This window comes from Pseudomonas caspiana, assembly GCF_002158995.1.
In the GTDB taxonomy this organism is placed as follows: domain Bacteria; phylum Pseudomonadota; class Gammaproteobacteria; order Pseudomonadales; family Pseudomonadaceae; genus Aquipseudomonas; species Aquipseudomonas caspiana.
On record NZ_LOHF01000014.1, the window covers coordinates 99,782 to 118,514 of the forward strand.

An 18,733-nucleotide genomic window follows, 5' to 3' on the forward strand; every position below is an offset into this window, starting at 1 on the left:
CTTTCCCCTATGATCCGGGCGGCCCGCGCCGAAGCGAGCCTTGAGTAAAGCAGAGAGTGGTCAGGTGCTGCGCCCATTCCTGCGGGCACGGCGAGCGCCCGAGAATGGCTCTTTCAGACCACTGTCCTCGAAAATCTTGCCACTGCTGTGGCCAATCAATCGTGCAGACGCAAAAAAGCCGGGAATTTCCCGGCTGCCGCATCATACACACGTTTTACCGCATGATCACCCCGCCGAACGGTTTTGCCGCCCGGCGGGTGGATTACGGCTTTCAGATCACGGCTTGGATTTTTCCAGGTAGCGGAAGAAATCGCTGCTCGGATCCAGAACCATCACGTCGCTCTTGTTCGCGAAGCTTTCACGGTAGGCGCGCAGGCTACGGTAGAACGCGTAGAACTCCTGATCCTGACCGTATGCCTTGGAGTAGATCGCGGAAGCTTGTGCATCACCATCACCACGGGCCTCTTCAGACTCGCGATAGGCTTCAGCCAGCAACACACGACGCTGACGATCAGCGTCGGCACGGATGCCTTCAGCCAGCTCGTTACCCTTGGCGCGATGCTCACGCGCTTCACGTTCACGCTCGGTACTCATCCGCTCGAAGACGCTGCGGTTCACTTCTTTGGGCAGGTCGATAGCCTTGACCCGAACATCGATAACCTCGATACCCAGTTCCTTGCTTGCCATTGCGTTCAGCGAAGCGGTTATGTCAGCCATCAGCGCGTCACGCTCGCCCGACACAGCTTCGTGCAGGGTGCGCTTACCGAACTGGTCACGCAGACCGGATTCAAGACGACGCGACAGACGCTCATCAGCGATTTGCTTGAGGCCCGACGTCGCGGTGTAGAACACTTCCGCGTCCTTCACACGCCACTTGGCGTAGGCATCAACCATGACCGCTTTCTTTTCCAGCGTCAGGAAGCGTTGGGTCGGTGCATCCAGAGTCAGCAGGCGGCCGTCGAACTTGCGCACCTGATTGACGTAAGGAATCTTCACGTGCAGACCCGGCTGAATATTAGGTTCAACCACGCGACCAAATTGCAACATTACGGCACGTTCAGTCTGGGACACGATAAACAGGCTGTTCCAGGCAACTACCGCCAGCACTACAGCAACAATCAGGGCGATCAGCGATTTATTGCTCATCAGCGAGTCTCCCTTGTACGCGGCTGCTGAATCTCTGCGGCGCGTGCGCCTGCATCAGCTCCGACTGCGGCGGCACCGTTAGTCGGGGCAGCGCTGTTACCGCTACGGCCATTTTCGATCATCTTGTCCAGTGGCAGATAAAGCAGGTTGTTCCCGCCCTTTTCGCCCGTTACGAGGACCTTGCTCGTATTGGTGAACAACTCTTGCATGGTGTCCAGGTACAGACGCTCACGCGTGACCTCCGGAGCCTTGCGATACTCGGCAACCAGTTTGGTAAAGCGATCAGCTTCACCCTTGGCGCGCGAGATCACTTCGTCGCGATAACCGTTGGCATCTTCGATGATGCGTTGAGCCTGACCACGCGCTTCCGGAATCACACCGTTAGCGTAGGTTTCAGCCTGGTTGCGCGAACGTTGCTCGTCTTCACGGGCACGGATCACGTCATCGAACGCTTCCTGAACCTCACGAGGCGCGGCAGCACTCTGCACGTTCACCTGAGTGACGGTGATACCGGTGCGATAGGTATCGAGGAAGCGTTGCAGACGCTCCTTGATTTCACTCGCCATCAGCTCACGACCTTCAGTCAGCACCTGGTCCATGGCCGTGGAACCCACGACATGACGCAAAGCACTTTCAGTGGCGTGTTGCAGACTGACTTCCGGCTGATCAACGTTCAGCACGAAATCACGCAGGTTGGAGATTTTGTACTGCACGGTCAGCGGCACTTCGACGATGTTTTCGTCTTCAGTCAGCATCTGGCCCTGTTTGCTGTAGGCACGTTCGCGAGTCACGTTTTCCATGTACTTGCGATCAAACGGCGGGAAATAGATATTCAGACCCGAACCTACGGTTTCGTGGTACTGACCGAAGCGCAGCACAACGGCTTGCTCCTGCTCGTCCACGACGTAAATGGCGCTGTACAGCCAGATCGCGACCAGCACGACCAGACCAATGCCCAGCAAGCCGAAACCGCCACCCTTGCCAGGGTTGCCGTTACCGCCACCGTCACCACCACTGCGTTTCTTACCACCACCGAACAACCCATTCAGGCTTTCCTGCAGCTTTCGGAAGGCCTCGTCGAGATCCGGTGGCCCCTTGCGGTCGTCGCCCTTGCGCTTACCACCCCAAGGATCCTGATTATTCGAGTTGCCACCCGGCTCATTCCAAGCCATAGCGCTCTCCATCTGATAAAGCAAAGACGCGCCCGCGGCGCGCCGACCAATGCTACAGAATGCCCGAGAAAGCCGTACAACGGCTTTCTCACGCTTTTATTGCAAAGTGTGTTGCTCGATGAATTCCAGCGGCTGCAGTCCTTCGCGACTCACCAGACGATTGAACTCAACGCGCGGTAAACGTACTGCCAACAAGCTACTGCCTTGCTCGTCATATTCTTCGCTCTGCACCGCACCCAACTCGAAGAACTGGGCGCGCAACCGGGCGAAATCCTGAGACAGATGCAGGGTGCCGACGAACAGATCGTCACCGAGCAACTCGGCAACAGCCTGCTTTAGCAGGTCCAGCCCGCGACCATCACGCGCTGAAACCCAGACACGTTGCGGCTTGCCATCGGCATCGCGTTGTATCTGCGGCTCTACGCCTTCAAGCAGGTCGAGTTTGTTATAGACCTCGAGTATCGGCAAGCCCTCGGCACCGATCTCGCCGAGTACCGCCATAACCTGCTCGATCTGCTCCATTCGCTCAGGCTCGTGAGAGTCGATGACATGCAGCAGCAAATCAGAGTTGCTGGACTCTTCGAGCGTAGCGCGAAAGGCCTCGACCAGCTTGTGTGGCAGGTGACGAATGAAGCCCACGGTGTCGGCCAGCACGATAGGCCCCAGGTCATCGAGCTGCAGACGGCGCAGGGTCGGGTCGAGCGTGGCGAAGAGCTGATCCGCAGCAAACACATCGGAATCGGTCACAGCATTGAACAATGTCGATTTGCCGGCGTTGGTATAACCCACCAGTGAAACCGAAGGGATATCGGCGCGCTTACGCCCGCGACGGGCTTGCTCACGCTGACTGCGGACCTTTTCAAGACGGCCTTTGATCTGTCGCAGACGAACCCGCAACAGGCGCCGATCCGTTTCCAGCTGGGTTTCACCAGGACCACGCAGGCCAATACCACCGCCCTGGCGCTCAAGGTGAGTCCAGCCGCGAACCAGCCGCGTGCTCATGTGCTCGAGCTGTGCCAGCTCGACCTGCAACTTGCCTTCATGAGTACGCGCACGTTGCGCGAAGATGTCGAGGATCAACCCCGTGCGATCAAGGACGCGACACTCGAAAACTCGTTCGAGGTTACGTTCCTGACTGGGTGTCAGCACGTGATTGAAGATGACGATATCGATTTTTTCGGCTTTGACCTGGTCGCGAAGCTCCTCGACCTTGCCACTGCCAATCAGATATTTGGCCGATGGCCGATGACGCGGCACGTTGACGAACGCGACGGTATCGGCGCCAGCCGATATGGCCAACTCCCGAAACTCCTGCGGATCTTCGCGCGCCTCAGGGTCCTGACCATCCAGGTGAACGAGTATTGCGCGTTCACCACCACTGTGGCGCTCAAAGAACAAAGCAGACTCCTATCAGGCGTTACCTGGCTCAGCGTCGCCCTGCTCACCTTCGGTTGCGCTAGGCAGACGAATCGGGCGAACCGGAACAACGGTAGAGATTGCGTGCTTGTAGACCATTTGGCTGACAGTGTTCTTCAGCAAAATAACGAACTGGTCAAAGGACTCGATGGTGCCTTGCAGCTTGATGCCGTTGACGAGATAGATCGAAACCCCAACCTTCTCTTTACGCAGGGTGTTCAGGTAAGGGTCTTGTAGCGAATGCCCTTTTGACATGTGCCGCACTCCTTTAAGGATCAATAATAATTCGAATTCAATTGGCTTGAACCGCCACCCCCCAAGGATAGACGGCTATTGCAAGGACTCAGCTCAATATGGAGACCGACCCCAGGTATTTCAAGGCGCGTGGCAAATTGTCGCTGGCCAGGCTGTCCAACCAGTGTAAATCGTCCCAGCTACGTAGCCAGGTAAACTGTCGTTTGGCCAGTTGGCGAGTGGCAATAATGCCCCGCTCCTGCATTTCAGCCCATGTCAGCTTTCCATCCAGATGATCCCAGACCTGGCGATAACCGACGGCTCTTATCGATGGCAGACCCGCGTGCAGGTCGCCTCTTGAGCGTAACGCCAGAACTTCGTCCAGGAATCCCTGGTCCAGCATTGTTGAAAACCTTGATGCGATACGGCCATGCAACACCTTGCGATCTGCCGGAGCAATGGCCAGGTTGGCGACAGTATAGGGCAATTGCGGTCTACCAGAAGCCGCAGAATCAGTAGTTTGCGCAGTTTGTTGTTCTCTATGTGCTGTCATGCTCAGCCCGCTGACCCGATAAACCTCCAACGCACGTATCAATCGCTGCGGGTCATTGGGGTGGATGCGCGCCGCAGACACCGGATCCACTGCTGCCAACTGGTCATGCAATGACTGCCAGCCGTGGGTTGCAGCCTGTGCTTCCAGCTCCGCGCGAACACCTGCATCAGCGGCCGGCATATCCGCCAACCCGTCCAGTAGAGCCTTGAAATACAACATAGTGCCGCCGACCAGCAGCGGAATTTTTCCGCGAGCGGTAATTTCCGCCATCGCAGCCAGCGCATCACTGCGAAAATCGGCTGCAGAATAGCTTTCGGCTGGATCAAGAATGTCCACCAGACGATGAGGAAACTCGGCCAGTTGCGCTTTGGAAGGCTTGGCGGTGCCGATGTCCATGCCGCGATAGACGAGCGCCGAATCGACGCTGATCAGTTCGCAAGGCAGGACTTTGCAGATTTCCATGGCCAGATCGGTCTTACCCGAAGCCGTCGGCCCCATCAGAAAGATGGCCGGAGGTAGAGCGCTCATTCAACGACCGCGCAGGAAGAGTTTGTCCAGATCATCCAGCCCCATTTGGGTCCAGGTAGGTCGGCCATGGTTGCATTGACCGCTGCGCTCGGTGTTTTCCATGTCGCGCAGCAGACCGTTCATTTCCGGGATCGCCAGACGGCGGTTGGCCCGAATCGCACCGTGGCAAGCCATGGTGCCCAGCAATTCGTTCATGTGAGCCTGAACCCGGTCACTGGTGCCGTACTCCATCAGATCCGCCAGCACGTCGCTGACCAGACGATTGGCCTCGGCCTGTTTCAACAAGGCCGGAATCTGTCGGATCGCCAGACTTTCAGGGCCAAGGCGCTGCAACTCGAAGCCCAGACGCTGGAATGTCTCGATGTGCTCTTCGGCGCAATCGGCTTCACGCTGGCTGACCGCGATCGACTCAGGCACCAATAAAGGCTGACCGCTCAAGCCTTCACTGGCCATCGCAATCTTCAGCCGCTCGTACATGATCCGCTCGTGCGCAGCATGCATGTCTACCAGCACCAACCCGTGAGCGTTTTCCGCCAGAATATAAATGCCCTTGAGTTGCGCCAAGGCATAACCCAACGGGGGAATGTCGCCCTGAGTTTCTGGCAACGAAACGGCAGGCGTACCGGGCAACGGCGCATAAAACTCGCGATAAGCGCTTTGCGCTTCGGCGGCGGGTAAGGTCGCTGTGGGGCGTGGCGTGTACTGATATTGATAACCAGCGCCCGCGCCTGAACCGGCTGGCGGCGCATAAGGTTGAGCCTGAGGCTGCTCCAGCAGATTATTGGCCAGACGCATTTCACCCTGCGGCCCGAACTCACCGGCTTGCGGGCCAGTGGGTCGCTCGACGGCAGTGACTGGCGCAGCGCCCGCAAGCTGATCTTCGGGACGCACATCGCCCAGCGCCCGATGCAACGTGCCATACAGGAAGTCATGCACCATGCGCCCATCACGGAAGCGGACTTCGTGTTTGGTCGGATGCACGTTGACGTCAACGACGGCGGGATCAACCTCGAAAAACAGCACGAAGGTCGGATGACGGCCATTGAACAACACGTCGCGATAAGCCTGGCGCACCGCATGCGCTACCAGCTTGTCGCGCACTGCCCGGCCGTTCACAAAGAAATACTGCAAGTCTGCCTGGCTACGAGAAAAGGTCGGCAACCCGACCCAGCCCCAAAGATGCAAGCCATTGCGCTCAATCTCGATGGGCAGCGCCTGCTCCAGAAAACCAGGGCCGCAAATGGCCGAAACGCGTCTGGCGCGAGCCGTGTCGTCGTTGGCTTCATGCAGACTGAGGATCGTCTTACCGTTGTGCCGCAAATGGAACGCCACGTCGAAACGTGCCAGTGCCATGCGTTTGATCACTTCCTGGAGGTGATCGAATTCGGTTTTTTCCGCCTTGAGAAACTTGCGTCGCGCCGGGGTATTGAAGAACAGGTCGCGGACTTCAACCGAGGTGCCCACCGGATGCGCAGCAGGCTGGACTCGGGAGGCCATGTCGCGCCCTTCGGTTTCGACTTGCCAGGCTTGATCGGCATCACGCGTTCGGGAGGTCAGGGTCAATCGCGCCACAGAGCTGATCGACGCCAGCGCTTCGCCGCGAAAACCAAGGCTCATGACCCGCTCAAGGTCTTCCAGCTCGCGGATCTTGCTGGTGGCATGACGAGCCAGGGCTAAAGGCAGGTCATCAGAGGAAATCCCGCTGCCGTCGTCTCGAACCCGCAGCAGCTTGATGCCTGCCTGTTCAACATCGACATCAATACGCTTGGCGCCTGAGTCCAGGCTGTTTTCCAGCAATTCCTTGATGACCGATGCTGGCCGCTCGACCACTTCGCCCGCTGCAATCTGGTTGGCCAGCCGCGGGCTGAGCAATTCGATGCGCGCAGCGTTTAGAGCTGCTGCGCTGGCGGGGGCCTGAACGTCAGGCTCAACACTGTCGAGAAGAAGATCGGTCATGGTTGAGTCGCCACCTCGGAGCTAGGGATTTTCAGGTCCTGCCCGACACGCAACTCATCCGTCTTCAGATTATTGGCACTGCGCAACGCAGCAGGGCTCATGTCGTAACGGGCGGCAAGCATCGAAAGGCTTTCACCCGAACGCACCACATGGTTACGCGGCCCTTGGGCAAGTTTGCCGTTATCACGCAGCCAGGAGATATAAGTGCCTTGCGGTGGATTCTGCTGGAAGAACTGCTTCACGCCAGAGTTGATTGAACGCGCCAGTGCCTGCTGGTGCGAGGCAGCGCTGAGCTTGGCGGCTTCGGCGTTGTTGGAGATAAAGCCGGTTTCAACCAGAATCGACGGGATATCAGGCGATTTGAGCACCATGAAGCCTGCCTGCTCCACACGGGATTTGTGCAGCGACGTCACGCGACCAATATTGGTCAGGACTTTCTGCCCGACATTGAGGCTCGATGACAACGAAGCAGTCATGGACAAGTCCAGCAATACCCCCGCCAGCATCCGGTCCTTGTCATCCAGGCTTACCGCGCCAGCACCACCGATCAAGTCGGAACGGTTTTCGCTATCAGCCAGCCAACGCGCCGTCTCAGACGTAGCGCCGCGCTCAGACAGGGCGAATACCGAGGCGCCAAACGCCGCTCGCGACGGCGCAGCGTCAGCGTGAATCGACACGAACAGGTCCGCGCCTTTGGCCCTGGCAATTTCGGTGCGTTTACGCAACGGGATGAAGTAGTCACCGGTTCGGGTCAGCTCGGCGCGGTAGCCTTTTTCAGCATTGATCTGACGTTGCAGCTCTTTGGCGATGGCCAGTACCAGATTCTTTTCTTTCTGCCCGCTACTGCCGGACGCACCCGGATCCTCTCCACCGTGACCGGCATCAATCACGATCACAATGTCACGCTTGCCGTTAGGCACGGGCGTCAGTTTGATTTCGGGTTTGGCCGGACTGACCGGTACGGCAGGCGCGGTGTTCGCGGCCGTATCGGGAATGGTCGGACTCGGATTGGCATCACCCGGCTCATCGAACAGGTCAACGACAAGGCGGTTGCCGTATTGCTGGTTCGGGGCCAGGGTGAAGCTCTTGGGGGTCACGGCCTTTTTCAAGTCGATGACCACGCGCAAATCCGTAGCGGTCCGCTGAGCGGAACGCATGCTGGTAATGGGCGTATTGGCCATGGGCACATTCAGCGGACCACCGAGGGTCGCACCGTTGATATCGATAACCAGTCGGTCAGGAGAAGTCAGGGTGAAAACGCTGTGCTGGACGGGTCCGGACAGGTCAAAAACCAGTCGTGTGTTATCCGGTGCACGCCATAGGCGGACACTTTTTACCTGTGTTGCGGCCAGCGCATCAACAGCCAGGGCTGTCAAAAGCAGACCCACTACAGTAACCAGCGCGCGAATGCGCATACCTAACCCCATTTCTATTTGAATTCCAACGCCAAAGCGGCACACCAGGTTTCGCCACGCGAGCCCGTCGGGCTCAAAGTCAGTGCTCGACCTTGCGCATGCGGCCTAATGGTAATGGTCAGGTCAGGCTTTGGCAAAAAGCCTGCACCGAGCTGGGGCCACTCGATCAAACAAAGTGCATCGCCTTCCAGGTAATCGCGGATGCCCAGGTACTCAAGCTCTTCGGGGTCGACCAGTCGATACAGGTCGAAGTGGAATACGCGAACCGAGCCAATTTCATAGGGTTCGACCAAGGTGAAGGTCGGACTCTTGACCGCGCCCTCATGCCCGAGGCCACGGATGATGCCTCGTGAAAGCGTGGTTTTACCTGCGCCCAGATCCCCTTCCAGAAAAATAACGCCGCCCCCTTGAGTCACCTGGGCAATACGTTCACCAAAGCTGGTCATGGCCTCTTCACCGACCAAATGCAGCGTTAACTCAGACACGGTTGCTGCTCCTCCAATAACTGACGAATGGCTGGAATCAAATCACTGGCCGCCAACCCACGGCCCGCTTCGCCGACCCGCTGTCCGGCGCTGGCATGCAGCCAGACCGCCAGACACGCCGCATCGAACGGTTTCATTTTTTGCGCCATCAGCGCGCCAATCAGCCCGGCGAGGACATCGCCCAGACCCGCAGTCGCCATGGCTGGATGGCCGCGATCACACAGCATTAATTGCCCATCGACGTCAGCGATCAGGCTGCCGCTGCCCTTCAGTACACAAACCGCCTGGTATTTATCGGCCAGTGCTCGCGCGGCAGCAGGGCGGTCAGCCTGGACTTGTTTAGTGGTCATCCCCAGCAGGCGCGCAGCCTCGCCAGGATGCGGGGTAATAACGCTGCCCTCGGGAAGTGAAACAAAACCTTGCGCCAACTGATTAAGGGCATCGGCGTCCCACACTTGCGGACGTTGAGCATTGGCCGCCGCTGACAGCAGGCTGCGGCCCCAGGCGGCTTGCCCCATGCCAGGGCCGACCACCAGAACACTGGCGGGCTCAATCAACGCCATCAACTGGTTAGCCGAACGGATCGCCGCGCTCATCACTTCGGGCATGCGAGTCAGCGCAGCAGGAATGTGTTCGGCTCGGGTCGCCAACGTGACCATGCCCGCGCCACAGCGCAAAGCACTTTCGGCGCTCAGCAGACAGGCCCCGCCGAAACCGTGATCGCCGCCAATCACCAGCACCCGACCATACAGGCCTTTATGAGCAGTGCGAGGGCGTGAAGCCAGATGCGGCAGATTGAAGGTATCAAGGCGAATCGCGCTGCGAGTGGCCTGAGCGACAATGGCCGGATCAGCCTGCAAGTCGTCGAATACCAGCTCGCCCACCAGGTCCGGCGCATCACCGGTCAGCAGGCCCAGCTTCAAGCCTATATAGGTCACGGTCAGATCGGCCCGCACCGCGACACCCAGAATACGTCCGGTATCGGCGCTCAGCCCGGAGGGAATATCCACCGCCACGACCGGCAAGCCACTGGCATTGATCGACTCGATTGCCGCGGCGTACGGCTGGCGAACGTCACCGTTCAAGCCAGTCCCCAACAGCGCATCCAGCACAATACCGCGCAACGGCTGATCAGCCCACGATTGAACATTCAGACCAGCAGCGACTGCCGCGCGGTAAGCGTCAGCGGCATCGCCAGCCAGCGCGGCGGGATCGGCCACGCTGAACACCTGAACATTCCAGCCCGCTTTGCGCGCCAGAGCGGCGATCAGATAACCGTCGCCCGCGTTGTTGCCACGACCGGCCAGCAAGCTCAATTCCCGCGCTTCGGGCCAGTGTCGACGCAGCGCACGCCACGTCGCATGGGCGGCCCGTTGCATCAATTCACCGCCGCAAGTACCCGCAGCAATGAGCTGTGCGTCCAGTTCGCGGACCTGCGCGGCACTGTACAGCGCGTCGGGTAATTGGGGATTCGTGTCGACCATGCGTCTCTTGGCTCCGATGTCTGGCAGAATTATACGCACCTCCACCCGGTTTCTCCTTGCGCATGCCCGTTATTACTGTTGATTCGCCCAATACTGTTGACCTCGTCACCCTTGCTCAATCGATCAAGGAGTGGGGCCGCGAGCTGGGTTTTCAGCAAGTCGGGATTGCCGGGCTCGATCTCGCCGAACATGAGCAACACCTTGAGCGCTGGCTTGAGGCGGGCTATCACGGCGAGATGGACTATATGGCAGCGCATGGCAGCAAACGTTCGCATCCTGAAGAGCTGGTACCCGGCACCTTGCGGGTAGTGTCGTTGCGCATGGATTACCTGCCGGGTGACACCGAGATGACTCAGCGCCTGACTGAGCCGGAAAAAGCCTACGTGTCCCGCTACGCTCTGGGTCGCGATTATCACAAGTTGATCCGCAAACGTGTTCAGCAACTGGCCGAGCGCATCCAGCAAGCCATCGGCCCGTTCGGCTATCGCGCCTTCGTTGACAGCGCCCCGGTGCTGGAAAAAGCCATTGCCGAAAAGGCCGGGATTGGCTGGATCGGCAAGAACACGCTGGTGCTCAATCGCAAGGCTGGCAGTTTCTTCTTCCTGAGTGAGCTATTCGTCGACCTGCCGTTGCCGGTGGACGCTCCCCATGCCACCGAACATTGCGGCCGCTGCACTGCGTGCCTGGACATTTGCCCCACCGCTGCCTTCGTTGGGCCTTATGTGCTGGATGCCAGACGCTGCATTTCTTATCTGACCATTGAATTGAAAACCGCCATCCCCGAGGAGCTCAGGCCGCTCATCGGCAACCGGGTGTTCGGTTGCGATGACTGCCAGATCGTTTGCCCATGGAATCGCTTCGCCCGCCCTACCGACCAAAGTGATTTCCAGCCACGCCATAATCTGGATAACGCGGGTCTGGCCGAGCTGTTCATGTGGGACGAGGATAAATTCCTCAGCAATACCGAAGGGTCACCGCTACGCCGTGCGGGTTACGAACGTTGGTTGCGCAATCTGGCCGTGGGGTTGGGTAATGCGCCGTCGACGATCCCCGTGCTTGAGGCGCTTGAGGCGAGACGTGAATATCCGTCGGAGTTGGTGAGGGAGCATGTGGAGTGGGCTTTGCGGCAGCACCAACACCGCGGTTAATGGCTGGAGCGAACTTGTTCGCGAGAAAATTATTTCAACCGATGAATTCGTACCGCCTGACAGAAATCCTCGCGAACAAGTTCGCTCCTACCGGTTAGTGCTCATCACCCTTGTAGACAAACTTGGGCATGTTCCAGTTAAACCGGATAGCCAATAGCCGCAGCAGCAAGCCGCCAAACAGGGTAATCAGGATGCTCTGCTCTTCAGGCAACTGCAGATGCTGACATAGCAGAAAACACCAGGCCGCGAGGAACGAGACGCTGGCGTATAGCTCGCGACGGAATACCAGAGGGATGTCGTTGCAGAAGATATCCCGCAGGATGCCGCCAAATACTCCGGTGATAACCCCGCACACTGACGCCACCAGCAAGCCCGTCCCGGCTTCCAGTGCGGTCATCGTGCCGATCAGGGTGAAAGCCACCAGACCAAGCGCGTCGAGTACCAGAAACAGCGAGCGCAGATGGCGCATCAACGGTGCGATGAAGATGGTCAGCAAGGCTGCGACACTGGTCAGGATCAGGTATTCCGGGTGCTTGACCCACGTCAGCGGGTAATGGCCCAGTAACACATCACGCACCGAACCGCCGCCAAGGGCTGTGACGCAGGCGATCAACACCACCCCAAACCAGTCCATGCCCCGCCGGCCAGCAGACAGCGCGCCGGTCATGGCTTCAGCGGTAATAGCGATCAGATAAAGCATCAGCAACATGGCGGCAGTCCCTGCGACGAAGCCGCGCAGTTTAGGGCAAGCACCAAAAGAGGGCAAAGAGCGAAATTACCGATCACAACCAATTTCTGTAGGAGCTGCCGAAGGCTGCGAAACCGTCGCATCTGACACGCCGCAATCGCAGCCTTCGGCAGCTCCTACAGGAATGATGGATGCATTAGCCTTTAATGAAATGCTCGCGATAGAACCGCAGCTCGGCGATCGACTCGCGGATGTCATCCAGCGCCAGATGGGTGCTGCCCTTCTGGAACTTCAGCTCAGGCGACCAACGGGCAGCCAGCTCTTTGAGCGTGGAAACGTCCAGATTGCGGTAGTGGAAGTAGTGTTCCAGGGTCGGCATGTGCCGATAAAGGAAGCGACGATCCTGGCAAATACTGTTGCCGCAGATCGGTGAGCTGCGCTCCGGGACCCATTGCTTGATGAACTCAAGGGTCTGAGCTTCGGCTTCAGCCATGCTGATCGTGCTCTCGCGAACCCGCTGGGTAAGGCCCGAGCCGCCGTGCTGACGGGTATTCCACTCGTCCATTCTGGCCAGGGTTTCATCACTCTGGTGCACCGCGATGACCGGACCTTCAGCCAGGGTGTTGAGCTGGCTGTCAGTAATGATCGTGGCCATTTCAATGATGACGTCGGTGTCTGGGTCCAGACCGGTCATTTCCAGATCGATCCAGATCAGGTTCTGCTTGTTCTGCATATTTGGCTCCTCAGCGTAGGCGCGCAGTTTAGCTCACCCCGCCGTGCTAGACTCCCCCGCGTTTACTTATCAGCTGCTTTATCACTCGGAACACCCATGGCCAAACGCCAACTCAATCGTCGTCAAAACTGGCGCATCGAAAAAATTCAAGGCGAGCGCGCTGCCCGCGCCGCCAAACGCGAATCCCAAACGCTGGAAACACTTGAGGGCGGCGACCTTGGCCCCGAGCAAACGGGGTTGGTGATCGCTCACTTCGGCGTACAAGTCGAAGTCGAAGCGCAGGACGGCGATCAGGCGGGTCAGGTTTTCCGCTGCCACCTGCGCGCCAATCTGCCTGCACTGGTTACCGGTGATCGCGTCGTCTGGCGCGCTGGCAACCAGGGCATCGGCGTTATCGTCGCGCAACTGCCGCGCACCACGGAGCTGTGCCGCCCTGATAGCCGCGGGCAACTCAAGCCGGTTGCCGCCAACGTCGATCTGATCGTCATTGTGTTTGCACCAATGCCTGAGCCTCACGCCAACCTGATCGACCGTTATCTGGTGGCCGCAGAGCATGCGGGCATTCGTCCGCTACTGCTGCTGAACAAGTTCGACCTGATCAACGAGCAGAACGCCCCGGCGCTTAACGCGCTGCTGGAGGTCTACCGGACACTGGGTTATCCGGTACTTGAAGTCTCTGCGCACCACGGCGATGGGATGCAACAACTGCAAGCTCAACTGGACGGGCATATCAGCGTATTTGTCGGTCAGTCAGGCGTGGGTAAGTCATCTCTGGTCAACAGCTTGTTGCCAGAGGTCGAAACTCGCGTAGGCCCACTGTCCGAGCTTTCTGGGCAAGGGACGCACACCACGACTACGGCGCGGCTGTTCCACTTCCCTCGTGGCGGCGACCTGATCGACTCTCCGGGTATTCGTGAGTTTGGCCTGGGCCATGTAAGCCGTGCGGATGTAGAGGCGGGCTTCATCGAGTTCAACGAACTGATCGGCACCTGCCGCTTCCGCGACTGCAAACATGACCGCGAACCCGGCTGTGCTTTGTTGATCGCCCTGGAAGAAGGCCGCGTGCAACAGCAGCGCATGAACAGCTATCGCTCGATCATCGCCAGCTTGCCGGAAAGCAGTTATTGAAGAAGCGACCCCTCACCTTGTAGGGGCTGCCGCAGGCTGCGAAACGGGGACTGTCTGACAGGCGCTTTCGCAGCCCTCGGCAGCTCCTACAGGTTTAGCGGCGCACAAAAAAGCCCGGATTCTTTCGAGATCCGGGCTTTTTGTTTTTCCGCTGAACGCTAGTTCTTCGTTTCATCCAGCTTCAAGGTGCCGTCTTCGAACAGGTTGAGCTTCTGACGCAGTTCACGCGGCTGGGCGTAGGGCTGCGGATCAGCCGGCTGTATGTTCGACGCCCCAGGCGCTGCGCCCGGAGCAGGCGCTGCAGGATGTGAATCACCGGCACCGCTGTTCTGACTGCCTTCCATGCGCTGCAACGCCTTCTTGGTCATGACCACGATGTCGATGCGGCGGTTGACCGGGTTCAGCGGCTGATTACGGTCATATAGCAGCGATGAGGCATAGCCGACCACGCGAGCCACCTGACCTTCAGGGTAAGTACCCGCAACCAGGGCGCGGCGAGCAGCATTCGCACGGTTGGCCGAAAGCTCCCAGTTACCAAACTCGCCATTGCCCGTGTAAGGCTTGGCGTCGGTATGGCCACTCACGCTGATCTTGTTCGGCACCGCTTTAATGGTGTCGGCCATGGCCAGCAGAATGTCCTCGAAATACGGCTTGAGCCGCGAACTGCCCGAGTCGAACATCGGACGGTTATCCGCGTCGGTAATCTGGATCCGCAGGCCATCCTGAGTAATCTCGAAATGGATCTGGTCCTTGAATTTCTGCAGTTCAGGGTTCTCGTTAACCTTGTTCTGCAATTCCTGCAGCAGCAGCTCCAGACGCTCTTGCTCAACCTCCTCCGCCTTGGCTTCCGCCGTTTCGGCCTCGATTGGAACAGTATCCGGCGTCGGGGTGTTCTTGATTTCCGGGTTCAGGGTCTGGTCGGGTGACATTTCCGGCGAGCCACCCAGATCAATCACATAGGGCGAACCACTTTCCGAAAACCCGACCGGGTCCTTGAAGTACCCGGCGATAGCGACCAGTTGCTCCGGCGTAGCCGAAGACAGCAGCCACAGCACCAGAAAGAAAGCCATCATAGCGGTCGCAAAGTCGGCGAACGCGATTTTCCATGCGCCGCCGTGGTGCCCGCCCTCGTAGCGCTTGACGCGCTTGATGATTATTGGCTGATTATTTTCCATGACTCAGCGACCGCGAACCGCTTGCTCCAGCTCACTGAAGCTGGGCCGATGCGCGGGATAGAGAACCTTGCGACCGAACTCCACAGCCAGCGAAGGCGGCATACCGGAAGCCGAAGCCACCAATGAAGCTTTGATGGCTTCATAAACGTTTAGCTCTTCCTTGGCATCATGGGCCAGAGAAGTGGCCAGTGGGCCGAAGAAGCCATAGGCCGCGATAATACCGAAGAAGGTACCCACCAATGCAGCACCTACGTGGTTACCGATGGCTGCCTTGTCGCCGTCACCCAGGGAAGCCATGGTAATCACGATACCCAGTACCGCTGCGACAATACCGAACCCGGGCATGCCGTCAGCGATACCCGTCACGGCATGGGAAGGATGGCCAAGTTCTTCCTTGATGCTTTGCAGCTCCATATCGAACAGCCCTTCCAGCTCGTGGGGAGCCATGTTGCCGGACGACATGATGCGCAGGTAGTCACAAATGTAGGCGGTCATGCGTTCGTCTTTCAGAACGCCTGGGTACTTGGCAAAAATAGGACTGGCCGCTGCGTCTTCGATGTCCCCTTCAATCGCCATCATGCCTTCGCGACGACTCTTGTTGAGAATCTCGTAAACCAGGCCCAGCACTTCAAGATAGAAGGCATGCGTAAAGCGAGTACCAAACATCTTCAGCGACTTCTTGACCACGTGCATGGTCATGTAGCCAGGGTTGGCCTGCATGAATGCACCAAAGGCAGCACCGCCAATGATCACGACCTCAAACGGCTGCCACAACGCAGCGATTTTGCCGTGTGAAAGGACGTAGCCGCCGAGCACGCTCGCGAAAACGACGATGATGCCGATAATTTTAGCCATAGGTAGAAAGTACTTACTGAGTCGGGTTCAGGGACGTGTTCGGAAGTTCTTGAAACTCTTCTTCTACTTATCGGCATATGTGGGCCAGACTATAGCCTGAAAAATAGAAAAGCCAGTTGGCCGTTGAACGGGAGCCCGCAAACACGGGTCTCACCCAATGATTTCGCAGTGTCCACTGCCTAAATTTCAGTCGCACGGGCCTTGATGCATGCCGCCAGAAAAGTCTTCACAGCTTCCCGTCCCGAACACACTCGATGCGTGGCTCAAACAATTGGACGGCATTGCATTGCCGGTTCCTCTGGCCAGCCACAGTAAAGTGCGCAGCGCACTGAACGACAGTCGCCGCTCGCTGCGGGACATCGCCGACATGATGCAGGACAGCCCGGCGCTGGTACTGAGCGTGATGCGTGAAGCCAATCATAAAAGCACTGGCTTGACCGAGCCGGCGGAAAGTCTGGAAGTGGCAATCACTCGGTTGGGCCTGGCGCGCACCGAGGTGCTACTCAATCGGCTACCCGCGCTGGAAAACGAAAAAATCCCGGTCACCTTCCGCCAATTACTGCTGATCAGCCAGCACGCGACGCAGCAGGCCAACGGCTTGTTTGCCAGTCGGCTCGCTCGCCTGTGGCAAGACATCCACCTGGGCAGCTTGTTGTTTCTGGCGCCCCTGTGGCCGATCGCACTGGCGCATCCAAAATTGCTGGATGAGTGGGAACTGCGGGTCATACACAAGGGCGAGTCGTCCCGCGCAGTAGAAAAAGCCCTGTTTGGCGTCAGCCTGCTGGAGCTGTGTATGGAGTTGGCTACCTTGTGGCGCCTGCCTCTATGGGTCACTCAAGGCTACAAATTACTGATCAGCGAACGACGGCAGTTGGTCAAGGCGTTGCACATAGCCCGGGCAAACGACGACCCGTTGCAACAGCAACAATTGATGGATGCCGATCCAAACCTGCGTCGCTGGTTTAACCAGCCCGCCAATACGGTTCTGCTAGGAAATGGTCTGGCACTCGCCGCTCAGCAGGCATGGGACAGCCCACACTGCCTGCGTTGGGAGCTACTGAGCAGTCTTTACCTGCAACAAACCATGGACAACGTGCAACAACAGGCCCACCAGAATGCGGCCAGTAGCGCTCGCAACCATCACGATCCGGTTTTATGGCACCCGGCAGAAGCCCTGATCTGGCCATGGGCAACCCGCCGGATTCACAGCAAATTACAGGCAGCTCCGCCACCCTCGCCTGATGCCCTGCAAAACTGGCGAAAGCTCTGCGCCGAACTGCTGGCAACCCCGAGCCCGTTCTCCAACGCCATGCACCTGACCACCACTGCTCGCGACGCATTGGTCTCCTGTGGCATGGAACGGGTGATGCTCCTGATGGCAGACAAGACCGGGACCATGTTGCGCGTTCATCAGATCGCAGGCCTGCGTAATGAAGCGATGTCTCTGGCGCTGTCTATAAAAGACAGCACCGTGCTGCAGCGCTTGCTGGCGCAGCCGACTCAGTTGCGCATGACTCCTGCCAATATCGAACAGTTCTCTGCGCTACTGCCGGGCAATCTCCGCGCGCTGTTCCCGGGCAAGCACTGGCTGATTCGATCCCTGAGCAGCAACAACAAAGTATTGATGCTGGTTGTGGCAGATCAGGGCGGTGGGCTGTTTTCAGAAACCTCGGTGCAGGCTTTTGGTAAAACCTGCCAGTGCATCGAACGGGCGCTCACAAGCTTTAGTGGTCGCAAAGCCTGACAGCTGGGCTACAATTCGCCTCTTTTTTTGAATTGGAGGCTGCACATGTCCGTCTTCTCTGGTTTGCCGTTGGTCATTGAACCAAGCGACCTGAAGGATCGCCTGGATGCTCCGGAACTGATCCTGGTAGATCTGACCAGCAGCGCTCGCTACGACGCCGGACACATTCCCGGCGCGTATTTCGTTGATCCGAAATGTACCCAGTTGGGCCAGCCTCCTGCGCCCGGTCTGCTGCCTGCTCAAACCGATCTGCAAGCCCTGTTCGGCGAACTGGGCCACAACGCCAATGCGGTGTATGTGGTCTACGACGACGAAGGCGGCGGCTGGGCTGGGCGATTTATTTGGTTACTGGATGTAATCGGCCACACCAAATACCACTACGTCGATGGTGGTCTGCTGGCCTGGGAGGCTGAAGGCTTGCCTTTATCCACTGAAGTTCCGACACCGGCTGGCGCACCTGTCGATCTGCAACTGCACGACACCCCCACGGCCACGCGCGAATATGTGCAAAGTCGCCTGGGCGCTGCCGATCTGGCAATCTGGGATGCTCGCGGGCCGCTTGAGTACTCTGGCGAAAAAGTTGTCGCTGCCAAAGGTGGTCATATTCCAGGCGCGATCAATTTCGAGTGGACTGCGGGCATGGATAAGGCGCGTAACCTGCGCATCCGTGAAGATATCGCAGAGATTCTCGACAGCCTGGGCATTACTGCAGATAAAGAAGTCATTACTCACTGCCAGACACACCACCGATCAGGCTTCACCTATCTGGTCGCCAAGGCGCTGGGTTACCCTCGAGTCAAAGGCTATGCCGGTTCATGGGGAGAATGGGGCAACCACCCCGATACGCCTGTTGAACGCTGAAAACCCAGCTCA

At 58.3% G+C, this 18,733-nt stretch carries 17 protein-coding genes; 4 read left to right on the plus strand and 13 right to left on the minus strand.

The window, feature by feature from the left end; all coding sequences use genetic code 11:
- Positions 1 to 276: 276 nt before the first annotated feature.
- The 9 genes from hflC to AUC60_RS16995 form a co-directional block, all read right to left on the minus strand.
- Entirely contained in the window at positions 277 to 1,146 is an 870-nt protein-coding gene (gene hflC, locus AUC60_RS16955) for a protease modulator HflC (protein WP_087269871.1), read from the minus strand.
- Positions 1,146 to 2,318, minus strand: a complete 1,173-nt coding sequence (gene hflK / locus AUC60_RS16960; RefSeq protein ID WP_087269874.1) for an FtsH protease activity modulator HflK — start codon at positions 2,316 to 2,318, stop codon at positions 1,146 to 1,148. The genes hflC and hflK overlap by 1 nt, the downstream gene beginning before the upstream one ends.
- A 96-nt stretch (positions 2,319 to 2,414) precedes the next feature.
- Positions 2,415 to 3,716 (minus strand): ribosome rescue GTPase HflX, encoded by a 1,302-nt coding sequence (hflX, locus tag AUC60_RS16965; RefSeq protein WP_087269877.1) that lies wholly within the window; start codon positions 3,714 to 3,716, stop codon positions 2,415 to 2,417.
- Positions 3,717 to 3,728: 12 nt separating this feature from the next.
- Entirely contained in the window at positions 3,729 to 3,989 is a 261-nt protein-coding gene (gene hfq, locus AUC60_RS16970; RefSeq protein ID WP_027900444.1) for an RNA chaperone Hfq, read from the minus strand.
- Positions 3,990 to 4,077: 88 nt separating this feature from the next.
- Positions 4,078 to 5,049 (minus strand): tRNA (adenosine(37)-N6)-dimethylallyltransferase MiaA, encoded by a 972-nt coding sequence (gene miaA, locus AUC60_RS16975; RefSeq protein WP_087269880.1) that lies wholly within the window; start codon positions 5,047 to 5,049, stop codon positions 4,078 to 4,080.
- Positions 5,050 to 7,005: a DNA mismatch repair endonuclease MutL gene (mutL, locus tag AUC60_RS16980; RefSeq protein ID WP_087269883.1), complete on the minus strand. Its 1,956-nt coding sequence runs from the start codon at positions 7,003 to 7,005 to the stop codon at positions 5,050 to 5,052.
- Positions 7,002 to 8,420: an N-acetylmuramoyl-L-alanine amidase gene (locus AUC60_RS16985; RefSeq protein ID WP_087270031.1), complete on the minus strand. Its 1,419-nt coding sequence runs from the start codon at positions 8,418 to 8,420 to the stop codon at positions 7,002 to 7,004. The genes mutL and AUC60_RS16985 overlap by 4 nt, the downstream gene beginning before the upstream one ends.
- 14 nt (positions 8,421 to 8,434) lie before the next feature.
- Complete coding sequence (gene tsaE, locus AUC60_RS16990) at positions 8,435 to 8,905, minus strand: tRNA (adenosine(37)-N6)-threonylcarbamoyltransferase complex ATPase subunit type 1 TsaE (protein ID WP_158099129.1); 471 nt, start codon at positions 8,903 to 8,905, stop codon at positions 8,435 to 8,437.
- Positions 8,893 to 10,389 carry an NAD(P)H-hydrate dehydratase gene (locus AUC60_RS16995; RefSeq protein WP_087270037.1) on the minus strand — a complete coding sequence of 499 codons (1,497 nt, stop codon included), beginning with the start codon at positions 10,387 to 10,389 and terminating at the stop codon, positions 8,893 to 8,895. Before AUC60_RS16995 ends, tsaE begins: the two co-directional genes overlap by 13 nt.
- Before the next feature lie 62 nt (positions 10,390 to 10,451).
- Here AUC60_RS16995 and queG point away from each other — a divergent pair, with 62 nt between their 5' ends.
- Positions 10,452 to 11,537 (plus strand): tRNA epoxyqueuosine(34) reductase QueG, encoded by a 1,086-nt coding sequence (queG, locus tag AUC60_RS17000; RefSeq protein ID WP_087269885.1) that lies wholly within the window; start codon positions 10,452 to 10,454, stop codon positions 11,535 to 11,537.
- A 94-nt stretch (positions 11,538 to 11,631) separates the two neighbouring features.
- Here queG and AUC60_RS17005 read toward each other — a convergent pair whose 3' ends face one another.
- Entirely contained in the window at positions 11,632 to 12,246 is a 615-nt protein-coding gene (locus AUC60_RS17005) for a trimeric intracellular cation channel family protein (protein ID WP_087269888.1), read from the minus strand.
- A gap of 175 nt (positions 12,247 to 12,421) precedes the next feature.
- Positions 12,422 to 12,958: an oligoribonuclease gene (gene orn, locus AUC60_RS17010; RefSeq protein WP_087269890.1), complete on the minus strand. Its 537-nt coding sequence runs from the start codon at positions 12,956 to 12,958 to the stop codon at positions 12,422 to 12,424.
- Between the two features lie 96 nt (positions 12,959 to 13,054).
- Here orn and rsgA point away from each other — a divergent pair, with 96 nt between their 5' ends.
- The gene (gene rsgA / locus AUC60_RS17015; RefSeq protein WP_087269894.1) at positions 13,055 to 14,086 is read left to right on the plus strand and encodes a small ribosomal subunit biogenesis GTPase RsgA; all 1,032 of its coding nucleotides are present in this window, start codon (positions 13,055 to 13,057) and stop codon (positions 14,084 to 14,086) included.
- A gap of 158 nt (positions 14,087 to 14,244) precedes the next feature.
- Here rsgA and motB read toward each other — a convergent pair whose 3' ends face one another.
- Together motB and motA are read right to left on the minus strand one after the other, a co-directional pair.
- On the minus strand, positions 14,245 to 15,261 hold the full coding sequence (motB, locus tag AUC60_RS17020) for a flagellar motor protein MotB (RefSeq protein WP_087269897.1): 1,017 nt from the start codon (positions 15,259 to 15,261) through the stop codon (positions 14,245 to 14,247).
- A 3-nt stretch (positions 15,262 to 15,264) separates the two neighbouring features.
- Positions 15,265 to 16,116 carry a flagellar motor stator protein MotA gene (gene motA / locus AUC60_RS17025; RefSeq protein ID WP_087269900.1) on the minus strand — a complete coding sequence of 284 codons (852 nt, stop codon included), beginning with the start codon at positions 16,114 to 16,116 and terminating at the stop codon, positions 15,265 to 15,267.
- A gap of 208 nt (positions 16,117 to 16,324) precedes the next feature.
- Here motA and AUC60_RS17030 point away from each other — a divergent pair, with 208 nt between their 5' ends.
- Both AUC60_RS17030 and rhdA read left to right on the plus strand, forming a co-directional pair.
- Entirely contained in the window at positions 16,325 to 17,860 is a 1,536-nt protein-coding gene (locus tag AUC60_RS17030; RefSeq protein ID WP_087269903.1) for an HDOD domain-containing protein, read from the plus strand.
- 45 nt (positions 17,861 to 17,905) lie between these two features.
- The gene (gene rhdA, locus AUC60_RS17035) at positions 17,906 to 18,721 is read left to right on the plus strand and encodes a thiosulfate sulfurtransferase (RefSeq protein WP_087269906.1); all 816 of its coding nucleotides are present in this window, start codon (positions 17,906 to 17,908) and stop codon (positions 18,719 to 18,721) included.
- The last annotated feature ends 12 nt before the right edge of the window (positions 18,722 to 18,733 follow it).

Excerpts from the sequence above, each read along its gene's own strand:
- orn (WP_087269890.1), bottom strand. The coding sequence starts at position 12,958 with ATGCAGAACAAGCAGAACCTGATCTGGATCGATCTGGAAATGACCGGT.
- rhdA (WP_087269906.1), top strand. The coding sequence starts at position 17,906 with ATGTCCGTCTTCTCTGGTTTGCCGTTGGTCATTGAACCAAGCGACCTG.
- rsgA (WP_087269894.1), top strand. The coding sequence starts at position 13,055 with ATGGCCAAACGCCAACTCAATCGTCGTCAAAACTGGCGCATCGAAAAA.
- AUC60_RS16985 (WP_087270031.1), bottom strand. The coding sequence starts at position 8,420 with ATGCGCATTCGCGCGCTGGTTACTGTAGTGGGTCTGCTTTTGACAGCC.
- AUC60_RS16995 (WP_087270037.1), bottom strand. The coding sequence starts at position 10,389 with ATGGTCGACACGAATCCCCAATTACCCGACGCGCTGTACAGTGCCGCG.
- motB (WP_087269897.1), bottom strand. The coding sequence starts at position 15,261 with ATGGAAAATAATCAGCCAATAATCATCAAGCGCGTCAAGCGCTACGAG.
- miaA (WP_087269880.1), bottom strand. The coding sequence starts at position 5,049 with ATGAGCGCTCTACCTCCGGCCATCTTTCTGATGGGGCCGACGGCTTCG.
- mutL (WP_087269883.1), bottom strand. The coding sequence starts at position 7,005 with ATGACCGATCTTCTTCTCGACAGTGTTGAGCCTGACGTTCAGGCCCCC.
- hflC (WP_087269871.1), bottom strand. The coding sequence starts at position 1,146 with ATGAGCAATAAATCGCTGATCGCCCTGATTGTTGCTGTAGTGCTGGCG.
- hflK (WP_087269874.1), bottom strand. The coding sequence starts at position 2,318 with ATGGCTTGGAATGAGCCGGGTGGCAACTCGAATAATCAGGATCCTTGG.
- motA (WP_087269900.1), bottom strand. The coding sequence starts at position 16,116 with ATGGCTAAAATTATCGGCATCATCGTCGTTTTCGCGAGCGTGCTCGGC.
- AUC60_RS17030 (WP_087269903.1), top strand. The coding sequence starts at position 16,325 with ATGCCGCCAGAAAAGTCTTCACAGCTTCCCGTCCCGAACACACTCGAT.
- queG (WP_087269885.1), top strand. The coding sequence starts at position 10,452 with ATGCCCGTTATTACTGTTGATTCGCCCAATACTGTTGACCTCGTCACC.
- AUC60_RS17005 (WP_087269888.1), bottom strand. The coding sequence starts at position 12,246 with ATGTTGCTGATGCTTTATCTGATCGCTATTACCGCTGAAGCCATGACC.
- hfq (WP_027900444.1), bottom strand. The coding sequence starts at position 3,989 with ATGTCAAAAGGGCATTCGCTACAAGACCCTTACCTGAACACCCTGCGT.